Genomic DNA, 21,665 nt, shown 5'->3' with positions numbered 1-21,665 from the left:
CACAAGAATCATGAAATTTCTAACGGCTCCTTTTATTTTACTCGTTCGCTTTTATCAGGGAGCTATTTCGCCTTTTACACCTGCTTCTTGTCGATTTGAGCCTACTTGTTCCACTTATATGATACAGGCATTGCAAATTCATGGACTATTTTATGGAGGCTATCTGGGAATAAAAAGAATTTTAAGCTGTCATCCTTGGGGCAAAAAAGGATACGATCCTGTTCCATCCTCTCCCCAGCCCTCTCCAAAGGAAAGGGAGAAAGAAAACAAAAGATGTAAGCATAATAATCATTAAAAAAGAAAAATTATTCCCTTTTAGTTAACACAATTACTCAATTCAAAATAGTATTTTCACAAAAAAATAAAATAAATGACACACGCTTTAAACATTGTTTGGAATCCCTCTGAAGGTATTGATTTAGGTTTTTTCATTATCCGCTATTACAGTTTGATGTTCGTAATCGCTTTTGGATTGGGCTGGTACATCATGAAGCATATTTTTGACAGAGAAAACATTTCAATCGACAAATTGGATTCTTTGTTTGTATGGACAGTATTAGCTACTTTGGTCGGTGCGCGTTTGGGACACGTTTTCTTTTACGACTGGGAATATTACCGCAACAATCTGCCCGAAATTATACTGCCTTTCCGTTTTAATCCAAAATTTGAGTTTACCGGATACCAAGGTTTAGCTAGCCATGGAGCGGCAATTTCAATTATCATTGCTATGTATTTTTTTTCAAAAAAAGTGCTTCACAAGCCAATTTTATGGATTTTAGACCGTGTAGTCATTCCTGTTGCAAGTGGTGCGATTTTTGTGCGATTAGGTAATTTTTTCAATTCTGAAATTGTAGGCAAAGAGACTACATCTTCATTTGGGATCCGTTTTGTAAGAGATCAATTCAGCCCAAGAGAAGCTGTAAACGCAACTCAGCTTGCAACACCAAAAGAAGCATATGATGCTATTGCAGCTAATCCTCAATATGTTAATCTATTAGAGCAGGTTCCTGCTAAACATCCTGCCCAATTATATGAAGCTTTTTGTTATATTTTTGTTTTTGCTGTTCTGTTTTTCTTGTATTGGAAAACAGATGCCCGTAAAAAATCCGGCTATTTATTTGGCTTATTCTTAGTCCTTTTATTTACGGTACGTATAGTAGTAGAATCTGTAAAAGAGAGCCAAGGCGGGTTTGAAAGTGATTTAGGAAATGTATTATCGACTGGACAATGGCTGAGTATCCCTTTCATACTTGCAGGACTGTATTTTGTATTTACTGCAAAAAAAGAAGCAGAGTTATAAATCACAAAAACCTATTACCAAAATGCCACTGAAAATTCAGTGGCATTTTTTTTAATTTAAAAACAATCGAGTTAAATGATTTCTATACATTTCTAAGTCACTATCTACATTTGCTCCTTTCATAACATCGTGAAAATGCAAACTTTCTAAAGGCTGCATTCCAGTAAAAGCATTCATACGATGAAAACCAAACATAGGGCCATTATCTACACTAGTTTCATTGAAAAATTCACCAGGCAATGTAAAAGCCTCTTTCGGAGCATTCCATGAAGTCGTTACCATATATTTCCTCCCGTGCAGCATTCCCCCAGTACCATAGTTAATAGCAGGATTTTTAGAAGAACGGCCGTCACTTTTGTAAATGCCATTATCATGACCTTCGGTAAAAACTACGTCAATATATTTTTTAAAAGCATGCGGCAGCTGAAACCACCAAATCGGCGTATGGTATATTACAACATCTGCCCAAGCGAATTTTTCAACCTCTTCAGCTGGATCGTATTCATCGTTTACATCAGTGCTTTTTACTTCATAACCTTTGTTATTTAAAAAAAGTCTGCTGTTTCTTTAGCAATTGTTTCATTGAATTTTCCTCCTGAATGGCCAAATTTTTGACCCCCGTTTATTATAAATATCTTTTTCATTTTTATTAGCTTTAATTTGATGAAGCAAATTTACGTCACTAATAAGTATTATTAAAATAACTTAATTTATACATTTGTATTATAATTATAATAGTTAAAAAATGGTCAATTTAGAATGGTATCGTACATTTAAATATATATACAAAGCAGGAACTTTAACTGGCGCGGCAGAAGCATTATTTATTTCACAGCCGGGAGTCAGTCTGCATTTAAGTTCACTTGAAAATTATGTTGGATATAAACTATTCGACAGAACCAGCAGGAAAATGATTCCCACTGAAAAAGGGAAAGTTCTTTATAATTTTATAACTGAAGCTGTAGGAAAATTAGAAGAAGCTGAAAAAAACTTCCAGCGAAGCACTGAAAAAGACACGCCAACAATTAGTATCGGGATGTGTTTCGAGACTTTCCAGATTACATTAGAACCTTATCTATCTACCTTTCCCTTTAATGTAATTATTCAGTTTGGTGAGTACCCTGAAATGATTGAAAACCTTGAGAAAGGAATTTTAGATTTAATCATAACCCCACAAATGATTACGAAAAACACAATTGATTACGAAGCGTTTTCTTCAGAAACCATAGTGCTTATTGCCGGTAATAAAACGGATCTCGATGCATTTAAAAACATTAAAAAGCAAAATGATTTTAAAGCAGTCGAAAAATGGCTGAAACAGCAAAAATGGTTTGGAACCACTGGAGACATGGAACATCTGAGAAACTTCTGGCAACTGAATTTTAATAAAAATGCCGATTTCAGACCTAATTATATTGTCCCGAATTTAAACTCTATAGTGCGATGTTTAAGCAACAGCAATGGCTTAGCTGTTATTCCAGATTTTTTATGCAAAACAGAGCTAGACAGTGGCACAATAAAGCTTTTATGGAAAGGGAAAACACCTTTAAAGAACACTCTCTATTTTGCTGTCAAAAAGAAAACAATTTATAGAGATCAAATACAATTAATAAAAGATACTTTTAAGAAAATAATGTAATCACACTTCGGTATCAAAGAAGACTTTCTTCGACAAAACCCGAAAGGCACAACTCAATTATTTAAAGCAAAAAAAAAGGATTCAACTTTCATTGAATCCTTTTTTTATAGATAACTATCTACTAGCTCTCTTGATGTTTAACTTCTACGTCATGTTTCTCTGCAGAAGAAATAGTATCAACTAATACTGGAGTAGCAATAAATAATGAAGAATAAGTACCTACAACAATACCTATCAACATTGCAAAGATGAAACCTCTGATTGATTCTCCACCAAAGATAAACATCGTTAACAATACAATAATCATCATTAATGAAGTATTCAATGTTCTTGACAATGTAGTATTAATAGATGCATTCACAATATCTTCAAAAGAACCTTTGCGTTTTCCTAAAATAAACTCTCTGATTCTATCAAATACAATTACGGTATCATTCATTGAATAACCAATAACGGTAAGAATCGCTGCGATAAAGTGCTGATCCATTTCCATGTGGAAAGGCATAAATTTATAACATAAAGAGTAAATACCCAATACAAAGATTACGTCATGCGCAACAGCTGCAATCGCACCTAATGAATACTGCCACTTACGGAAAGAAATCATTAAATACAAGAAAATAACCGCCATTGCTCCAAGAACTGCCCAGTAAGAATTAGTTTTAATATCTTCAGAAATCGAAGCTCCCACTTTAGAAGCCTGCAATACACCTATTTTTTTACCATCAAAGGTGTTCGTGAATTTATCATAAGAAACGTTAGGGAAATATTTAGCCAACGCATTGTATAATTTTTGATTCACTTCTTCGTCAACGGCAACACCGTCTTCTTTGATTTTGTATTTAGTTGTGATTTTCAGCTGATCATCATCACCCAAAATCTTAGCTTCAACTGGTGTACCAAAAGCTGCAGACAGTTCATCTGAGACTACTGTAGCGTCGATTGGCTTTTCAAATTTAACCTGAAAAGTTCTACCCCCCACAAAATCTACACCTTCATCTAAACCATTAACAAAGAAAATAGAAATCAAACTTACTACAACAACAATTGATGAGAAGATATATGTAAATTTCTTGATTTTAATAAAATCATAATGAAAATTAGTAAACCAGTTTTTAGTAATACTTGTACAGAAAGACAGATCCCCTTTTCCAGCGATATTTTTATCAATAAAAATTCTAGCAATAAAGATAGAAGTAAACAATGAAGTTACGATACCGATAAGCAATGTTAAAGCAAAACCTTTAATAGGACCAGTTCCAAAAATAAACAAGATTGCTCCAGTTAAAACGTGAGTAACGTTTGCATCAATAATAGAACGCATTGCACCATGCCATCCGTAAGAAGCTACAACAGCCTCAGACAAAGATTTACCTTCGCGTAATTCCTCTTTTGCTCTTTCAAATATAATAATGTTCGCATCTACAGCCGTTCCTAATGTTAATACGATACCAGCAATACCAGGCAATGTTAACACAAAACCAAAACTTGCCATAATTCCGAATAAGAATAGTAAATTCAATAATAAAGCAAGATTAGCATACCAGCCTGCTTTACCATAGTAGAATACCATCCATAAGCAAACTAATAAAAACCCTAATACTGCAGAAATTGTTCCTGCATCAATTGCCGCTTGACCCAAAGATGGCCCAACAACTGTTGACTGAATAATATCAGCAGAAGCTGGCAGTTTACCTGCATTTAATACGTTAGCTAAATCTTTAGTTTCAGCCACATCAAAAGAACCTGTAATTTCAGATCTTCCTCCAGCGATAGGACCGCTCGTTACACCAGGTGCTGAGTAAACAATATCATCTAAAACAATAGCAATAAAACCTTTTTGAGTAAAAGCTCTGCCTGTCAATTCTTCCCATCCTTTAGCTCCTTGATTGTTCATCTGCATAGAAACAGCAGGTTTGCCCATTTGGTCAAATGTATCTTTAGCATCGGTAACAACACCACCACTCATTGCAGGTACGTTATCTCTGTTTCCTTTTAAAGCATATAATTCAACTGCTTCAGTTTCTTTCCCTTTGTCATCCTTTAACGTAGTAGGCTTGCTCCATACAAATTTGGCATTACGCTGGTCACCTGCTAATAAAACTCTAATGTCTGCTCTTTTAAAATATGCATTAACAGCAGCTGTATCTTTAGGCGCAAAATATCCTAAAATAGGTCCACCGCCTTGACCAATCATTTTATCAAATAATGGATTGTTTCCTTTTTTTGCAGTTACAGAGTCTTTTGCATCCGTCAACAAAGCACTTAATGAATCTTTAACAGCAGTTTTAGTTTCTGTTTTTTTGATTTCAGTCTTTTTTAAAGCATCGTTAGCAGCCATTAAAAAACTTCCAACTTCTTCGATTTTATAAGTTTCCCAAAACTCTAATTGAGCTTTTCCTCCTAACAATTTTTTGATACGGTCAACATCTTTTGCTCCTGGAAGCTCCACTAAAATCCTTCCAGTCTCTCCTAATTTTTGAATGTTTGGCTGTGTTACACCAAATTTATCGATACGCTCTCTTATTACTTTAAAAGCACTCTCAACAGACTCATCAACTTTTCTTTTGATAACTTTTTGAACTTGAGCATCAGACATTTGAAAATCCACACCACCTTCTCCTTGTAAACTTCTGTTTGCAAAGATATCAGGAGATGCTAGTTTTACAACCCCTTTAGAGTTTGCTTCAAAGGCTTCAAAAAACTTATTTAAATAGGTCTTATTTCCTTCTAAATTTGCGCTTGCATCTGCTAATGATTTATTAAATACAGCATTTTTAGAATTGTTAGACAATCCTTTTAAAACGTCTTTGATAGAAATCTGAAGAATAACATTAATTCCTCCTTCTAAGTCAAGACCTTTGTTTAATTGCTTATTTTTTACTTCATTATATGTAAAATCAACAAAACCAAGATTAAACACTTTTTCTTTACCAATAGAATCTAAATACTTTAACTCTTTATCAGGATTTTCTCCTGCAAAAGCTTTAGCTTCATTTTTGACATTATTTGCCACAAAAGTGAAAGAAAGTTGGTAAATACTTACCAATGCAAATAGAATTGCGAAAAATTTAATAAGTCCTTTATTCTGCATTATTACTAAAAATTAATTATTTTTTATTTATTATTTTTTGTTTTAAACCCTATAAAATAAGCCATTACGTCATTTTTGAAAAACAAAAAAGAGCTGCACGGTTTATGTCATTTTTTTTAAACCGAGCAAATATATAATTAACGGAAAGATTAACCAATTAATTTATTAATTAAAATGAAAAAAAAGACTGCAAAATTGCAGTCTTCTTTTTTTCTTATGAGAATTATTATACTAAAACCGATTTTAAATCAGCATTCATGTTTCTTACTGCATCAGCACTCTTAGCAAAAGCAGCTTTTTCAGCATCATTCAAGGCAATATCTACAATTTGCTCCACACCATTTTTACCTATAATACAAGGTACTCCAATGCAAATGTCATTTTGACCATATTCTCCCTCAACAAAAACTGAGCACGCAATCATTTTCTTTTGATCATTCAATATACTATCTACCAGATAAGCAACAGAAGCTCCAGGAGCATACCATGCTGAAGTACCTAATAAACCTGTAAGAGTTGCTCCGCCAACCATTGTAGCCGCTGCAACTTTTTCCAATTCTTCTTGAGATAAAAACTGAGATACAGGTATACCATTATAAGCAGCCAATCTTGTAAGAGGAATCATTGTAGTATCTCCATGTCCACCAATTACCATTGCCGATATATCATTTGAAGGCTTATCTAAAGCCTTAGATAAATAATATCTAAAACGGGAACTATCTAATGCCCCACCCATACCGATAATTCTGTTTTTTGGCAATCCAGTAGCTTTTAATGTCAAATAGGTCATTGTATCCATTGGATTAGACACTACTACAACAATACAATTTGGTGAATGAGCTAGTACGTTTTCTGCAACTGTTTTAACAATTCCGGCGTTGATTCCAATTAATTCTTCTCTTGTCATTCCTGGTTTTCTTGGAATTCCTGAAGTTATAACAACCACATCACTGTTTGCTGTTTTAGAATAATCATTGGTAACACCTGAAACATTAGTATTAAAACCTGTATTCGTAGCACATTGCATAATATCCATAGCTTTACCTTCGGCAAAACCTTCTCTGATATCTAATAATACTACTTCACTAGCAATTCCTCTATAAGAAATTGAATCTGCACAGGATGCTCCCACATTCCCTGCTCCTACAATGGTAACTTTCATTTTTATTTGTTTTTATTAATTTCAAATCAAAAACGAAAAATGCAGCCGATTCTAAAAACTACGCATCGATATTTGCGTAAACTGCATTTTTCTCGATAAACTCTCTTCTTGGAGGTACCTCATCACCCATTAACATTGAAAAAACCCTGTCAGCCTCAGCAAGACTATCTATATTTACCTGACGCAAAGTCCTAAATTCCGGATCCATTGTAGTTTCCCACAACTGCTCAGCGTTCATTTCTCCAAGACCTTTATAACGCTGAATAGAAGCACTGCCTCCCATTCTTGCATTTGCCTGGTCACGTTGATCATCATTCCAGGCATATTCTTTTTTATTTCCTTTTTTCACTAAATACAAAGGCGGCGCTGCTATATATACGTGCCCTTCTTCGATTAATTCTTTCATAAACCGGAAGAAGAATGTCAAAATCAAAGTCGAAATGTGGCTTCCATCGACATCGGCATCACACATGATAATTACTTTATGATAACGTAATTTTGAAATATTCAATGCCTTGCTGTCTTCATCAGTTCCAACAGTTACCCCAAGAGCAGTAAAAATATTCCTGATCTCTTCATTTTCAAAAACCTTATGATGCATGGCTTTTTCTACATTCAAAATCTTACCACGCAAAGGCAGAATGGCCTGAAACGCACGATCACGCCCCTGTTTCGCTGTTCCACCTGCGGAATCTCCCTCGACAAGATAGACTTCACATTTTGCAGGATCCTGCTCGGAACAGTCTGATAATTTTCCTGGTAATCCGCCACCGCCCATTACGGTTTTGCGCTGTACCATTTCACGCGCTTTTTTAGCCGCATGACGAGCTTGAGCTGCCAAAATTACTTTCTGGACAATGATTCGGGCATCATTTGGATTTTCTTCCAGATAATTTTCAATCATTTCGCTCACAGCCTGGCTCACTGGCGAAACAACTTCTCTGTTACCAAGTTTGGTTTTAGTCTGTCCTTCAAATTGAGGCTCAGAGACTTTTACCGAAATAATTGCTGTAAGCCCCTCACGGAAATCATCTCCAGAAATATCAAACTTCAATTTATCCAGCATCCCAGAAGCATCTGCATATTTTTTCAATGAACGGGTAAGACCTGTTCTAAAACCTTGCAAATGTGTTCCTCCTTCGTGTGTATTGATATTATTTACGTAAGAAAAAATATTCTCAGAATAACTTGTATTATAAATTAAAGCCACTTCGACAGGAATTTCTCCTTTTTCGTGATCCATCGAAATTACGTGTGCAATTATCGGCTCACGGTTTCCATCCAGATAACGGATGTATTCTTTTAGCCCTTCAGTTGAATAAAATACTTCACCTAGGAAATTACCATCTTTATCTTTTTCTCTTTTATCTGTAAACGTAATAGAAATTCCTTTATTCAAAAAAGCCAGCTCACGCATACGAGCCGACAAAGTATCATAAGAATACTCTGTTGTCTGCGTAAAAATTGTTGGATCCGGATAAAAAGTAACAATTGTACCTCTTTTTGAAGTATCTCCGATTTGTTTTACCGGATATAATGCTTTTCCTCTTTCATATTCCTGCTGATAAATTTTCCCATCACTGCTGTGAACTGTAGCCGTCAAATGAGAGGACAGTGCATTCACGCATGAAACCCCCACACCGTGAAGACCTCCAGAAACTTTGTACGAATCTTTATCAAATTTACCTCCTGCACCAATTTTAGTCATTACAACCTCTAATGCAGAAACACCTTCTTTTTTATGAATCCCAACTGGAATACCACGCCCATTATCTTCCACAGATATTGATCCGTCCTCATTGATACTAACTAATATCGTATCGCAATGACCTCCCATTGCCTCATCGATAGAGTTATCAACTACTTCATAAACTAAATGATGCAACCCTCTTACACCTACATCTCCAATATACATCGATGGACGCATCCTCACGTGTTCCATTCCCTCTAAAGCCTGGATACTGTCTGCTGAATAATTGTCCTTCTTAATTTCTTCGCTCATAAAATTAAATCTAAAAATGTGTTTTTCGTCTAACAAGCAAATATATAAAAATGCAATCTATTTAAGTGTTTTATTCCAATTATAAGCAACGAAGTTATTAACAAAAGCCATCAATTTCAATGATATAAATCAGTTTTTGTGATATTCTTGAAATTAAATTATCACCTGAAAAATCAACAGCATTAATAATCTGATAACTCAATACCTAATATAATAACCAATCGAATCTCAATCAACTAATTACAGATAAATAATACATTTTAAAAAAAATCAGGACACTATACATTGCAAGAATATTTTTTAAAAAACAGCCATAAAAAAAAATCCAAAACAAACACCGAGATGCCTGTTTTGGAAATTTAAAGATGGAACAATTTCAAATTTTTCTAATTCTACATTGAAATTGTTTTTAAGTTTTGTAATTGATATTGATTTACTTTCTCATAATTCTCACATTCATTTCTTCTACTTTTTTATCAGATAAAAGTGATGGCGCACCAAATAATAAATCTTCGCTGGTTCCTGTTTTCGGGAAAGCCATTACTTCTCTGATGGATGTTTTTTTCTCCAAAATCATCATCAAACGGTCAATTCCCCAAGCAATCCCTCCGTGTGGCGGGGCTCCATATTGGAAAGCCTTATACATTGTTCCTACGCTCTTAATCATCTCCTCTTTGTTGTAACCCATATTTCTATAAGTCGCTTCCAGAATTTCCGATTTATGCGCACGAACTGATCCTCCTCCAATTTCGTAACCATTTAAGATAATATCGTATTGCTGCGCGATAATAGTTCCAATCTCATCATCATCGCCTTTCATATGTTTTTCTAAATCATAGATTGCAGGCATTGAGAATGGATTGTGAGTAAATGTCCATCTTCCTTCATCTGTTCTTTCGAACATTGGAAAATCAACTACCCAAGCCGGACGCAACTCCTTAGAATTAATCAAATGTAACATTCTGCCCATTTCCTGACGGACAGCATCCAAAGCTTTATTAGCCGTTGCATAATCTGCCGCCGAGAAGAATACAATATCTCCAACCTGAGCTTTTGTCGCTTTTATAATTCCTGCTGCAATTTCTTCGCCTAAAAACTTAATAATCGGTGACTGCAGCTCCTCTTCATTTACAATAATATAAGCCAATCCGCCTAAACCGTGCTGTTGTGCAATAGCCGTCAGTGTTTCTATCTGGCCTTTGGACATACGCTTGTTTCCTTGCTCCTTAGCCGAAACTTTGATACATTTTACAATTCCGCCATCGTCAATTGGTTTGCTGAATACCTGAAACGTGGTTTCTTTTACAATTTCGGTAATGTCCTGCATTTTCAATCCATAACGCAAATCAGGCCGGTCACAGCCGTAGAAATCCATTGCGTCTTTATAAGTAATCACTTCAAACGGATGCAAAATCCATTTTTTTCCGTATATTTTTGTAACTACTTCATTAAACATTCTGGTGTTCAAATCGATAATCTGCTGCATACTTGCGTACGCCATTTCCATGTCCAATTGTGTAAATTCCGGCTGACGGTCTCCACGGGAATCTTCGTCTCTGAAACAGCGTGCTACTTGGAAATATTTCTCATAACCGCTCACCATCAGCATCTGTTTGAACTGCTGTGGTGCCTGTGGCAATGTATAGAAAAATCCAGCCTGCTTACGTGTTGGAACAATAAATTCGCGCGCTCCTTCATCGGTTCCTGCACTTAAAATTGGTGTTTCTATTTCTAAGAATTCTTCTTCATCCAGAATATCACGCAATAACTTAATTACTTTATGACGGTTTACGATGGCTCTTCTTACCTCCTCATTTCTGTGATCTAAAAACTTGTATTGAAAACGAATCGCTTCATTCGTTTTTGCCGCTCTTTTGATTTCAAAAGGCAGTGTTTTAGATAAATTCAGAATTTCTAAAACTGAAGTCTCCAATTCAATTTTACCAGTTCGCAGTCCTGCATTATAATCATCTTCATTACGCCCAACAACAATCCCTTTTACTGCAATAACTGATTCTGATTTTATCTTAACCAGCTCATCTATATTTGGGAAAGATTCCCTGCTGATACGAACCTGGAAAATTTCATAACTAGAATCACGCAAATCAATAAACATCAATTCACCGTGATCACGAACACTTGCCACCCAGCCGGATAACATCACTTCTTCGCTGATGTTTTCTTCTGATAATTGCGAGATTTTATGTGTTCTATAAGTATCTTTTATTATAATTGGAATTTCAGGCAATACCTCTTCCTGAATTCCTTTCGATTCTGAATTTGATATGGATGATGATTCGGACAAGTCGCGACTTGTCCCTGCTGTATCCGCGGACAAATCGCGATTTGTCCCTACAGATAATTTATCTAAAATAATCTGGCGGATTACTTTTCCATTCGCCCCTTTTCCGATAATTCCTAAAACTTTACCAACCAGAATACCTGCTTTCCCTTGGTCTCCGGCAGCAATATCATTGGCAACAGCTTCATTTTCTGAAATTACCTTAGCAATAACTTCCTGTATTTTGTCTTCAGAAATGGTGTTTTCTTCAAAATATTTGTTATAATCGAAAGTTCTGTCTTTCAAATAGCCAATAATTGCATTTTGAACCAAAACAGCCGTGATTTTTTCAGCTTTGAATAATTGGAAAATCTCAATTAGATGATCAATACTGTGAATTTCAGCATAATCATCAACTTTCAAATTATTCGCCAGAGTTTTGGCCACAAACAAAGGATCATTAATTACCGTATTGATAGCCACAAATGTTTTGGAACGTATGGCATCTGCTGTGAAAAATTTAGCATCCTGTGGCAGTACGCCTCCATTAATCAGAATAGATTCAACTGCAAAAGGCAAAGCACTTGTATCTACTTTAATCGCTTCAATTTCAGCTTTAATATTTACAAAAGGCAGATCCGGCTCAGAAATAAAACGGTAATCTGCTTCAAATTCTTTCTTACGCATTGTTTTGGTCTGCTTTAAATCAGCATCCCATAATACAGTCGTTTGATCTGGTCTAAACTGTTTGTTTTCAATAAAATAATTAAACTGTTTCTCCACCTCTTCTTTCAAAGCTTCCACCATAAACTTAAACGAGTTCAAGTTTTTGATTTCCGTTCTTGGGTTCAAATCGTAACTGTGTTTTTTGCGCAAAGACACAGAAACATCCGACTTGAATTCCCCTTTTTCAAGGTTCGCTTCAGAGATTCCCAAGTTTTGAACAATACGCTGAATGTACTGCGCATAAGTCGAAGCATCCTCAATATTTCTGATACAAGGTTCTGTTACAATTTCAATCAGTGGCACTCCCGCTTTATTAAAATCAACTAACGAAATCTTCTTTTCGTGCATCAATTTGGCTGCATCTTCCTCGATATGAACTTGAGTTAAATTTACCGTAAACTGCGTACCGTCATTTCGGTAGCAGGAAACGTGTCCGTCAGGGATTATTGGGTTGTGAAATTGCGTAATCTGAATGTTTTTTGGGTTATCCGGATACTCGTAATGTTTTCTGTCCCAAGAAATAATTTCATTACTAAAAGACGAATCAACCGCTTTTCCAAAATAAATGGCTTTTGTAACCGCTTCTTTATTTACGGCAGGCAGAACGCCCATTTGTCCGGTACAAACGGAACATATATTTTGGTTAGGTGTTTCAATTTCTTGATTTGGACAAGAACAAAACAACTTGGTTTTGGTATTCAATCGAACGTGAGTTTCCAGTCCGATTACCAATTCTAAATCGTGGGCTTTTAAAGCCGATGTTAATTGTTCCAATTCCATTATATTGTATCTTTTAAGAAGTTAGCAAACTGCATCACTAATTCGTCATTATTTTTTGCTCCAGTCACCTGAAGTCCTGTGCTCGTTCCTTGTGGCACGGTTAACGTTGGCAATTGTCCTAAACTAAAACCAACCGTATAAGCATCCGACAAATACATCGCGTGCGGATCTTTTAAACTATCACCAATTTTTGGAGGTGTACTTGGCGTAACCGGCGATAGAATAATATCAACCTCCTCGAAATCTTTACTGAAATTCTCCGAAATCTGATCTCTCAAAGCCAATCCTTTCAAATAAATTTCATCTGAAAAACCTTGAGACAATACTTGGTTTCCACCAACAATTCTGCGTTTTGTTTCTTCTGAAAAATTCTCAGAACGAGTTACAGCATAGGTTTCAATTAAGTTTTCAGCTTCGATACGGTTTCCGTAATTTGTTCCGTCAAGGCGGGATAAATTCGAAGCTGTTTCAGCCATTGCCAAAGTATAGTAAGTCGAAACCAAAATGTCAGATTTAAAGAAATCCAATTCTTTTACAGCAATTCCTTTTGCTTTTATCTTTTCAATACTTGCTAAAAAATCAGCTTTTATTTCAGGATTAATTGCTTCGCTTTCGATAAAGTTTTTGAAATACCCAACCGTTTTTACAGTTGAAACTGCGATTGCTTCTTCACTGATTTCAGATGAAGCGATTGAAGTTTGATCTTTCGGATCTTTTCCGCTCATTACATTCAAAACAATTCGGATATCTTCAATTGATTTTGCCAAAGGCCCAACACAATCTGTAGAAGACGCATAAGCCATCAAACCATATCTTGAAATTCTTCCGTAAGTTGGTTTTAAACCATAAATATGATTGTAACCTGCAGGCTGACGAACAGATCCTCCAGTATCTCCACCGATAGAAAAAACAGTATATTCTTTGGCAACATTCACCGCAGAACCTCCGCTTGAACCTCCCGCTACTAATTCTGGATTAACAGCGTTTTTCACAGCACCAAAAATCGTATTCTCACTAGAAGATCCGTGACCAAAACTATCACAGTTTTCTTTCACCAATGGAATCGCACCGGCATCTAGCAATTTTTGAATCGCTGTCGCAGTATAAGGCGATTTATAATTTTTCAGCAAATCGGAACTTGCAGTGGTATAAGTTCCCTGTACCATATAAACATCTTTAATTCCGAAAGGAATTCCTTCCAAAAGACCGATTTCCTCGCCTTTTGCAATTTTAGCATCAACTTTAGAAGCTAATTCCAGCGCCAAAGTATCCAGCAAAGAATTTACCGAGTTATATGTATTTTGTTTAAGTAAGTCTAATTTTTCCTGTACAAGAGCCGTACAGCTTATTTGTTTTGACACCAATTGCTGGTGTATCTTTTTTATCTGAGAATCCATTTTATCCTTCTATAACTTTTGCAACCACTAAAAAACCATTTTTCTTGTTCGGGAAATTTTCTAAAATAAGCTGTTTTTCAATAGCCGAACTCTCTATCACAACATCTTCTCTTAAATTATTCACTGACACACAATTACGATTGACATTATTTAAGGAATTATCATTTGATGAATTTGCATTTTTAATTACATCAAATAATTTGTTCACACTCTCTGAAGGCTGTGCTCCTTTAATACTCGACAAGATGTCGACTGTCATTATTTTACTCATAATTTTACGTAGTTTTAAAGTCAAACTTTTAAGCTCGCGAAATTACAAAAAGTTTTTTTAGGGATTTCTATTTTTTAATGAATTGAACGGTTTTCAGCGAAAGAATACACCGATTTAACATTATGTTTAATTTTGTTATAATATGTAGCGGTGTTGTGAAATATTTCAAGCAAAAAAGCAAAATATAAAAGAACAGATAAAAAAATTTGCGAATTCGCAGTTATTATAAACTCTCTATATCATCTTTTTTAAAATATTTTTATGATTTCATATAAACAATTTTGTTTACATTTGTACAATGAAAGACATTCTTAAAATAATCAAAGGAGTACATCCAGGTAAGTTTGTAGAGCGAGAAATACTTAAAAAAGGCATTAACAAGCGACAATTTGCCATTGCTATTGATGAACATCCGCAGACTTTGGGTGCTATTATCAAAGGAAAACGCAGGATGAATGTTCCTATTTCTTTAAAAATTGAAGAAAAATTAGAATTAGAAGAAGGTTTTTTAATGACTTTACAAAATCATTATGACATCAAAGTTTTTAAGAAAAAAAATCAACGAAAACCCGATATTTCTAAATTAAGCAAAGTATTGTTTTGGGATACTACAATAGATAAAATTGACTGGGAACAGATGAAAGTTGCCGTCGTAAAACGTGTTTTTTCGAGGGGAACCGAGGAAGAAAAAGAAGAAATAACCCGTTTTTATGGCGCCGACACTGTTGAAAAAATTAAATTAATGAAACATCAATTGTAACCATTTTGGAAGATTTATATTGGGATACTGTTTCACCTTTACTCAAAGAAATTTTGATCGATTTGATGCAAGAAGAATTGTTTTCGCCTTTTCGGTTGGTGGGTGGCACGGCTTTGAGTTTGCAAATTGGACACAGAATGTCGGTTGACATTGATTTGTTTACTGATGCTGATTATGGTTCTATTGATTTTGAAAAAATTAAAATATTCCTGAAAAACAAATATGATTTTTACAGTACAAGTCCTGTAGAAATTATTGCTTTTGGTACGTATTTCAAAATAGGATATTCAAAAGCAGAATGCATAAAATTAGATTTGTACTATACGGATCCCTACATAGATACTATTCAAGAAGTTTCAACTATTAGAATGGCAAGCATCCACGAAATTATTGCAATGAAATTGGATGTGATTTTACGAGGCGGACGAAAAAAAGATTTTTGGGATTTACATTATTTCTTGGACAAAATTTCGATAGACGAAATGATTTCTTTTTTCGAAAAACGATATCCTTACACCGATGACTCTGCAAGAATCAAAGAGATGCTTGTCAATTTTGATGATGCTGATTTAGATTTTGATCCCAATTGTTTGCTTGATAAAAATTGGGAAATGATAAAAATAGACTTTGCAGAAAAATTACACTTGCTTTGAAAGTGATTTTTTTATACACTACTCAACACTCTCAATCAAATACTTCGTCCCATTAATTTCAAAAGTAAAACCAACGGTATTTCCCATCAGTTTATTTCCAAGCGGAGATTGTGGAGAAAGTGCAATGACATTAATCCCATCTATATTGATTTTTGGCAAAGCCAAAGACAAGTACAAATAAATCCCATTCGCTTTGACCAAACTCCCAACGATAATTGTTTTGGCAATTGTAGCTGGATCAATTTTGTCCAAAACGTTTTTTTGAACCAAAACTTCTTTCAGTTTGTGATTGATTTTTTCCTGCTCGATATGCATCATTGACAAAGCGGTTTCGTGCTTATCACCTGCTGAACCTTTGGCATCGTTCTTGGAATCTTCAGTTAAACCTGCAATCATATCACGGAAAGCATCGATTCTGTCCTGAACTAATTGAGAATAATATTGATGTGTTTTTTGTTTGAAAGTCATTTTTTAGACTATTTAGATTTTTAGACTAATTTAGATTCTTAGATATTCATTTTATGTTTTTAAAATAAAAAGACTTCTTAGATTTATATTTTCTAAAAAGTCTAAAATAGTCTAAAAATCTAAGCTAGTCTAGAAATCGAATTTATAATTTCCTCCAACCATTACCTGAAAGCCCTGAACTTGATAATTCAGCCATTTTTGATAGTCATTATTCAAAATGTTATTGGCTTTCAAAAAGGCGGTAAACCTGTCGTTGTGTTTGTATCGCACATTGGCATTCAAATCAAAATAACCGTCTAAAGTGATTGGCGATGGGGCCGTAACATTAAAAATATCTGTATTCAGCTGATAATCTTTACGTTCTCCTACATAAAACAAATTCACACCTGCAAACCATTTATTGGTAATCATAAAATCTGCTTTTCCATTCAATTTAAGTTCTGGTAAATTCCATGCTTCCTGTTCTGATTTTTTGGTATAACTGCTCACTGTTACATCAGCTTCAACAGTTACACCTTTGGCTAAATCGGCTTTTATTTCGCCATAAAAACGCATTGTAGTCAAATCGTCATACACTACCTGAAATGAATTCCCGAATCCATAATTAGCATTCGTATCCTTTTCAGTATAATCATTAGCTCTAAACAACGCTTTATTTTCATCATGGATATAAGACGCTTTTACATCATAACTCACAGTGCTTGCCAATTTCCCTTTTAACCCCGCCTGAATATCAAACAGCTCATTTGTTGGCTTAATATTCAATGTCGGTGAGACAAATGGATTATCATCAACAAAAGTCTTATAAGTGTTCTGTTGTAAATTACCAATGGCACTTGTATAAAATATCATCAAATCTCCGACAACTTTATAGGAAGCACTAATCGACGGATATACATAAAACTTGTTGGTATCATTTTCTTTTCCCATGCTATACACTAATCCAGCACCAACATTAATCGTCCAATCCTCTCTATTCATTACAAAACTTGGCACAATTCCCAAGTTTATAAATCCATAATTTATTGGAGAAGTATTGGTTCGCGCATAATTATCCTTAAAACTGCCGTCCACATAATCAACGAAAACTTTGGTTTTTATTGCTTCATCCAGCACATCAAATTTAAAAGTCGGAGCCAGCAAAAAACTATTTTCAGCCGAACTAAAATCATCTGTAAAATGCGCAAAATCAAGAATTACATCATTCAGAATTCCATTTTCAAAAGCCATCGAAGCACCGGCAGTTAAAGTATTATAGGACTGTTGCGGTTTAATTCCATAAATCAAAGCCATATCAGCTGGCGGTGTCAAAGTACTTCCAAAATTAACAGGCAATCCATACCAGTTATAAATTTGATTTTGATAGCCCGCTTTTATATTCCAAGTCAAATCTTGTTCATTAGAACCGTATTGCAAATCAATTTTGGTATCATAATAGAAATTATCCAAAAGCACATCCTTAATATCTCCCTGCGAAGAATTATGACGAAACATTCCGCTTACATATTCATTATTATTAAGATCTTCGTTCACATATAATTCAGCATTCAATCGCCCATAATTTCCGAGGCCAAGTGATGCATAATTCTTAAACAAACGTTCCTGTTTTCCTTTTTCTACACCTTGTGCATTTCCTTTGGCAGGAGCAAATGTCGAAGCAACCGGAAAAGGCAGAATCGAATAATTTACATTTTCTTTTTTGGCATTTTCATCAGTATTAATGCTGGCTGGAACTTCTTTTACCTTGAAAGCATCCGAAATTGTAGGCGTATATGGTTTTACAACATTCACAACTTCGGTGCCAATATTATCTTTTTTATCCTGAGCAAATGAAAATTGGGTAAGCAGTAAAAGAATTAACCCCACCCCAGCCCTCCCCGAAGGGGAGGGAGTTAAGGACGCTGATAATTTATTTATGAATGTTTTTATGTTTATGATTTTCATCTTTTGTATTTTCTAATTTCTAACTTCTGATTTCTAAAATCTAACCTTTAATGGATGAATTCGTTTTGGATTCCTCTGCTTTTATTTTATTCAATTCTGTTTTTGCTTCTTCAACCACATCCGAATAATCAGTAAAATTTTCGATTACATTATCCAAAACATAAGTTGCCTGATAACTGTCTTTTAAACCATAATAATTTTTTGCCATCAGAATCAAACCTTTTGCACCATAATAACGGTAACTAGAATAATTTTTGGCCAATTTTTGAATCGCAGTATTCGAAAGCTCAAATTTTCCGTCCTTGTTTTTGAAATAAGCGTCATAGTATAAAGCTTCGGCAGACAATTCGCCTTTGCTTACGGTCATTAATTTTGCATAAGCGGTTTTAGCTTTAGCTTCATCACCTGTTTGCATGGCAGAGCGTGCCACGATAATCTGCGCATCGCTTTTTACATTTTCTTCCGCTTTTGCATTCGCTAAAACCTTATCTGCATAGACAACTGAATTTGAATAATCCTTTGTTTCATAATAGCATTTCATCAAATTTGCCTGCGCAAAAGTTTTATTTTGGACAAAATCGGCTTCATTTTCTAAACGAACTAAAACCGGAATTGATTTAGTGCAATTTTTATCTTTCAAAAATATTTGAGCCAAACGAACCAAAGACTGCTCTGTATATTCGGAACGCGACTGATTGACCACATACTCATAATTAGCAACTGATTTGCTTTCCGAACCTTCAGCATAATACAGTTGTGCCAATTGAAAATTAGCCTGCAGAATATGAACTCCATTTGGGAACTTAGCCACATAATTGCTAAAACCTGAAATAGCCTGTTTAGAATTTCCTTGTTCCAATTGTTTTTGTGAAGCCTCGAAAGAATCATTATCCAACTCTAAATCTGTCACCGCAACAAAATCCAAAGTTCGTACCCAAGTAGCATATTCGTCCACTTTTCCGTTATCAACATAAATTAGTCGGGCTGTAGCAACCGCTTCATACGCTTCGGGAGTTTTTGGAAATTCAGAAGCTACTTTTTTAAATTTGGCAATAGCCAGATCATCTTTATCTGAATTATAATAAATCAATCCCTGACGCAGAATAGATTTTGACGTATACGAACTGCTTTTGTAATTAGCAATTAATTTATCATAAGCTTTGATCGCCAAGTCTTGTTTGTTCTCGGCTACATACGTATTTCCAAGTTCAAACAAAACATCATCCTGATAATCTGATTTTGGATATAATGTCAAAAATGCATTCAGCTCTTCGATTTTTTTACTGTTTTTCGAAAGGAATCCATAGCAAAGTGCTTTTTGAAAATACGCATAATCAGCATCTACACCTTTGGATTCAATTACCTTACTATAAGCATCTAAAGCCACCTGATATTTAGTCGTTACAAATCGGCAGTCGGCCAAACGCAGATACGAATCATTCAGACGAAATTTATCTGCCTTGTTGCTGTCTATTTGTTTTTGGAAAAAATCACCTGCAGTATCATATTCCTTCAATTTGAAATTGGCGTAGGCAATATTGTAATTAATATTTTTCGATTCAGCCGTTTCTTTCGCTTTTGGCAAATCCACAAACTGCTGATAACTTGCCAATGCGTCTTTGAAATTTTCTAAATTATATTCGGATTCGGCTTTCCAAAAAGTGGTGCGGGCAGTAATTACAGCGTCTTTTTGTTCTTTCAAGCCTTTTTCGAACATTGCTATAGAACCAAAATAATCACTGCTAGTATACAATTCCAAACCTCTGTAGAAAGCTACTTTCTGATACACTTCCCTATTTTCAGAAGTTTTATTTTTCTCTAATAAAACCAATGCTTCCTTGTAGTTTTTGGACGAAATATAAGAGTCAATCAATAATCTTTCGATTAAACTATTATTGGGATTCGTTGGGTATTTAGTCATAAAAGCCAACAAAACTTCGGGAACAGTCTGGTACGAATTACCAATTTCATAGCTCAATTTGGCATAATTAAAACTCGCATCTTCCTGCAGTTTCAGGTTAAAATTCATTTCGGAAGCATTTTTGAAAGCATTCAAAGCCTGTTGTTTTTTACCCGATTCCAAATAACTTTCTCCCAAATGATAATAGGCATTCTGTGCTATGAAATCATTTCCATCAATGATTTTATTGAACTGCGAAACGGCATTTTCATAGTCTTTCTGAACATAATACGCATATCCCAACTGATAGAAATCGGTGTTGTTCCATTTTCCATTTTTACCTTTATAACCTACCAAATATGGAATGGCTTTATCGTATTGTTTTAGATTGAAATAGCTTTCACCGATGATTTTATTCAGTTCCGATTTTTCCTCAGGAGTTGATTTTGGCATTGCCTTAACTCCCAAATCAATGGCTTTCTGAAATTCCCCAGCCTTGAAACTCATATCCGATTTGTAATAGGACAATTTTTCGGCATATTTTTCATTTCCGGAAACTTGGTCAAATTGTTTGTTGGCTTCGGCATAATCATCAGATTCATACGCCATGAAACCCATATAATATTTGCTTTGCGTACCATATTCATCGGAATCTGTTACTCTGCTGAAATAACTTTTTGCTTTTTTTGGATTTTTGGCATCAAAATAAGTATATCCTTTTTCGAAATTGAATTTGTTTTTCTCACTGTCTTTCAAAACACTTTCATCCACTCTTTCAAACCAATGCATGGCTTCTTTATACTCTTTATGGTCAAAATAGTAATACGCCACATCAATAAAAGCCTGATTTTGTTTTCGGCTTGACGGGTATTCTTCCACAAAACGATTAATAAGTTCCTCCGCATTATCCTGATCGGTACGAATGGCACAATTGGCAATATAATAGGCGCAATCCGACTCTAAACCTTCGGTTGTTGCCTTCTCTTTTACCTGTTTAAAAATAATTTGTGCCGACGCATATTGCTGATCCTCATACAAGGAAACCGCCTTGTCGAAGTCTTTTAAAGGGTATGTATAAATGGTCGATTGCTGAGAAAACAGGGAGGTTATTGGAACAAAAAAAAGGAATAAAAAAAGCCTGATAGGTATACGCATTGTTGTTTTTATTTAGTCAATCAAAGATATTTAATTCTGATTTTATAACGGAAGCCGAGACGTTTTTATTATAAATTATTTTTCCTCACCCCAGCCCCTCTCCAAAGGAGAAGGGAGCTAATCCCAAATCTGA

General features: G+C 34.9%; 14 protein-coding genes and 1 pseudogene. 5 read left to right on the top strand and 10 right to left on the bottom strand.

The window, feature by feature from the left end:
* The first annotated feature begins 10 nt into the window (after positions 1–10).
* Positions 11–295: a membrane protein insertion efficiency factor YidD gene (gene yidD, locus ABEG11_RS10670; RefSeq protein WP_348824152.1), complete on the top strand. Its 285-nt coding sequence runs from the start codon at positions 11–13 to the stop codon at positions 293–295.
* Between the two features lie 75 nt (positions 296–370).
* Positions 371–1,300 (top strand): prolipoprotein diacylglyceryl transferase, encoded by a 930-nt coding sequence (lgt, locus tag ABEG11_RS10665; protein ID WP_348824151.1) that lies wholly within the window; start codon positions 371–373, stop codon positions 1,298–1,300.
* A gap of 51 nt (positions 1,301–1,351) precedes the next feature.
* Here lgt and ABEG11_RS10660 read toward each other — a convergent pair.
* Positions 1,352–1,944: pseudogene (locus ABEG11_RS10660) on the bottom strand (NAD(P)H-dependent oxidoreductase).
* 101 nt (positions 1,945–2,045) lie between these two features.
* Between ABEG11_RS10660 and ABEG11_RS10655 the strand changes: the two are divergent.
* A complete protein-coding gene (locus ABEG11_RS10655; protein ID WP_348824150.1) occupies positions 2,046–2,939 on the top strand; it encodes a LysR family transcriptional regulator in 894 nt (297 codons plus the stop codon).
* Positions 2,940–3,060: 121 nt separating this feature from the next.
* On the opposite strand, the gene secDF is transcribed toward ABEG11_RS10655, so the two are convergent.
* The 6 genes from secDF to ABEG11_RS10625 form a co-directional block, all read right to left on the bottom strand.
* Entirely contained in the window at positions 3,061–6,033 is a 2,973-nt protein-coding gene (gene secDF / locus ABEG11_RS10650; RefSeq protein ID WP_348824149.1) for a protein translocase subunit SecDF, read from the bottom strand.
* Positions 6,034–6,259: 226 nt separating this feature from the next.
* Positions 6,260–7,195, bottom strand: a complete 936-nt coding sequence (locus ABEG11_RS10645; protein WP_348824148.1) for a malate dehydrogenase — start codon at positions 7,193–7,195, stop codon at positions 6,260–6,262.
* Between the two features lie 58 nt (positions 7,196–7,253).
* On the bottom strand, positions 7,254–9,197 hold the full coding sequence (gyrB, locus tag ABEG11_RS10640) for a DNA topoisomerase (ATP-hydrolyzing) subunit B (RefSeq protein WP_348824147.1): 1,944 nt from the start codon (positions 9,195–9,197) through the stop codon (positions 7,254–7,256).
* A 433-nt stretch (positions 9,198–9,630) separates the two neighbouring features.
* Complete coding sequence (gene gatB/aspS / locus ABEG11_RS10635) at positions 9,631–12,984, bottom strand: bifunctional amidotransferase subunit GatB/aspartate--tRNA ligase AspS (RefSeq protein ID WP_348824146.1); 3,354 nt, start codon at positions 12,982–12,984, stop codon at positions 9,631–9,633.
* Complete coding sequence (locus ABEG11_RS10630) at positions 12,984–14,381, bottom strand: amidase (protein WP_348824145.1); 1,398 nt, start codon at positions 14,379–14,381, stop codon at positions 12,984–12,986. The genes gatB/aspS and ABEG11_RS10630 overlap by 1 nt, the downstream gene beginning before the upstream one ends.
* Before the next feature lies 1 nt (position 14,382).
* On the bottom strand, positions 14,383–14,652 hold the full coding sequence (locus ABEG11_RS10625; protein WP_348824144.1) for an Asp-tRNA(Asn)/Glu-tRNA(Gln) amidotransferase subunit GatC: 270 nt from the start codon (positions 14,650–14,652) through the stop codon (positions 14,383–14,385).
* A 298-nt stretch (positions 14,653–14,950) separates the two neighbouring features.
* Here ABEG11_RS10625 and ABEG11_RS10620 point away from each other — a divergent pair, with 298 nt between their 5' ends.
* Entirely contained in the window at positions 14,951–15,412 is a 462-nt protein-coding gene (locus ABEG11_RS10620) for a helix-turn-helix transcriptional regulator (RefSeq protein ID WP_348824143.1), read from the top strand.
* Between the two features lie 5 nt (positions 15,413–15,417).
* Positions 15,418–16,065, top strand: coding sequence for a nucleotidyl transferase AbiEii/AbiGii toxin family protein (locus tag ABEG11_RS10615; protein WP_348824142.1), 648 nt, complete (start codon positions 15,418–15,420; stop codon positions 16,063–16,065).
* Positions 16,066–16,083: 18 nt separating this feature from the next.
* Here the strand turns inward: ABEG11_RS10615 and ABEG11_RS10610 are convergent, their stop codons facing one another.
* The 3 genes from ABEG11_RS10610 to ABEG11_RS10600 all read right to left on the bottom strand — a co-directional run bounded on the left by ABEG11_RS10610 (position 16,084) and on the right by ABEG11_RS10600 (position 21,532).
* The gene (locus tag ABEG11_RS10610) at positions 16,084–16,533 is read right to left on the bottom strand and encodes a hypothetical protein (protein ID WP_348824141.1); all 450 of its coding nucleotides are present in this window, start codon (positions 16,531–16,533) and stop codon (positions 16,084–16,086) included.
* Between the two features lie 129 nt (positions 16,534–16,662).
* On the bottom strand, positions 16,663–18,477 hold the full coding sequence (locus tag ABEG11_RS10605) for a TonB-dependent receptor (protein WP_348824140.1): 1,815 nt from the start codon (positions 18,475–18,477) through the stop codon (positions 16,663–16,665).
* Positions 18,478–18,517: 40 nt separating this feature from the next.
* Positions 18,518–21,532, bottom strand: coding sequence for a tetratricopeptide repeat protein (locus ABEG11_RS10600; protein WP_348824139.1), 3,015 nt, complete (start codon positions 21,530–21,532; stop codon positions 18,518–18,520).
* Positions 21,533–21,665: the final 133 nt, after the last annotated feature.

The organism is Flavobacterium aestuarii (genome assembly GCF_040049115.1).
Taxonomy (GTDB): Bacteria; Bacteroidota; Bacteroidia; order Flavobacteriales; family Flavobacteriaceae; genus Flavobacterium; species Flavobacterium aestuarii.
This window is presented reverse-complemented; position numbering and strand designations above follow the sequence as displayed.

Coding starts and splice junctions, on each gene's coding strand:
- yidD (WP_348824152.1), top strand. CDS start 11: ATGAAATTTCTAACGGCTCCTTTTATTTTACTCGTTCGCTTTTATCAG.
- lgt (WP_348824151.1), top strand. CDS start 371: ATGACACACGCTTTAAACATTGTTTGGAATCCCTCTGAAGGTATTGAT.
- ABEG11_RS10655 (WP_348824150.1), top strand. CDS start 2,046: ATGGTCAATTTAGAATGGTATCGTACATTTAAATATATATACAAAGCA.
- secDF (WP_348824149.1), bottom strand. CDS start 6,033: ATGCAGAATAAAGGACTTATTAAATTTTTCGCAATTCTATTTGCATTG.
- ABEG11_RS10645 (WP_348824148.1), bottom strand. CDS start 7,195: ATGAAAGTTACCATTGTAGGAGCAGGGAATGTGGGAGCATCCTGTGCA.
- gyrB (WP_348824147.1), bottom strand. CDS start 9,197: ATGAGCGAAGAAATTAAGAAGGACAATTATTCAGCAGACAGTATCCAG.
- gatB/aspS (WP_348824146.1), bottom strand. CDS start 12,984: ATGGAATTGGAACAATTAACATCGGCTTTAAAAGCCCACGATTTAGAA.
- ABEG11_RS10630 (WP_348824145.1), bottom strand. CDS start 14,381: ATGGATTCTCAGATAAAAAAGATACACCAGCAATTGGTGTCAAAACAA.
- ABEG11_RS10625 (WP_348824144.1), bottom strand. CDS start 14,652: ATGAGTAAAATAATGACAGTCGACATCTTGTCGAGTATTAAAGGAGCA.
- ABEG11_RS10620 (WP_348824143.1), top strand. CDS start 14,951: ATGAAAGACATTCTTAAAATAATCAAAGGAGTACATCCAGGTAAGTTT.
- ABEG11_RS10610 (WP_348824141.1), bottom strand. CDS start 16,533: ATGACTTTCAAACAAAAAACACATCAATATTATTCTCAATTAGTTCAG.
- ABEG11_RS10605 (WP_348824140.1), bottom strand. CDS start 18,477: ATGAAAATCATAAACATAAAAACATTCATAAATAAATTATCAGCGTCC.
- ABEG11_RS10600 (WP_348824139.1), bottom strand. CDS start 21,532: ATGCGTATACCTATCAGGCTTTTTTTATTCCTTTTTTTTGTTCCAATA.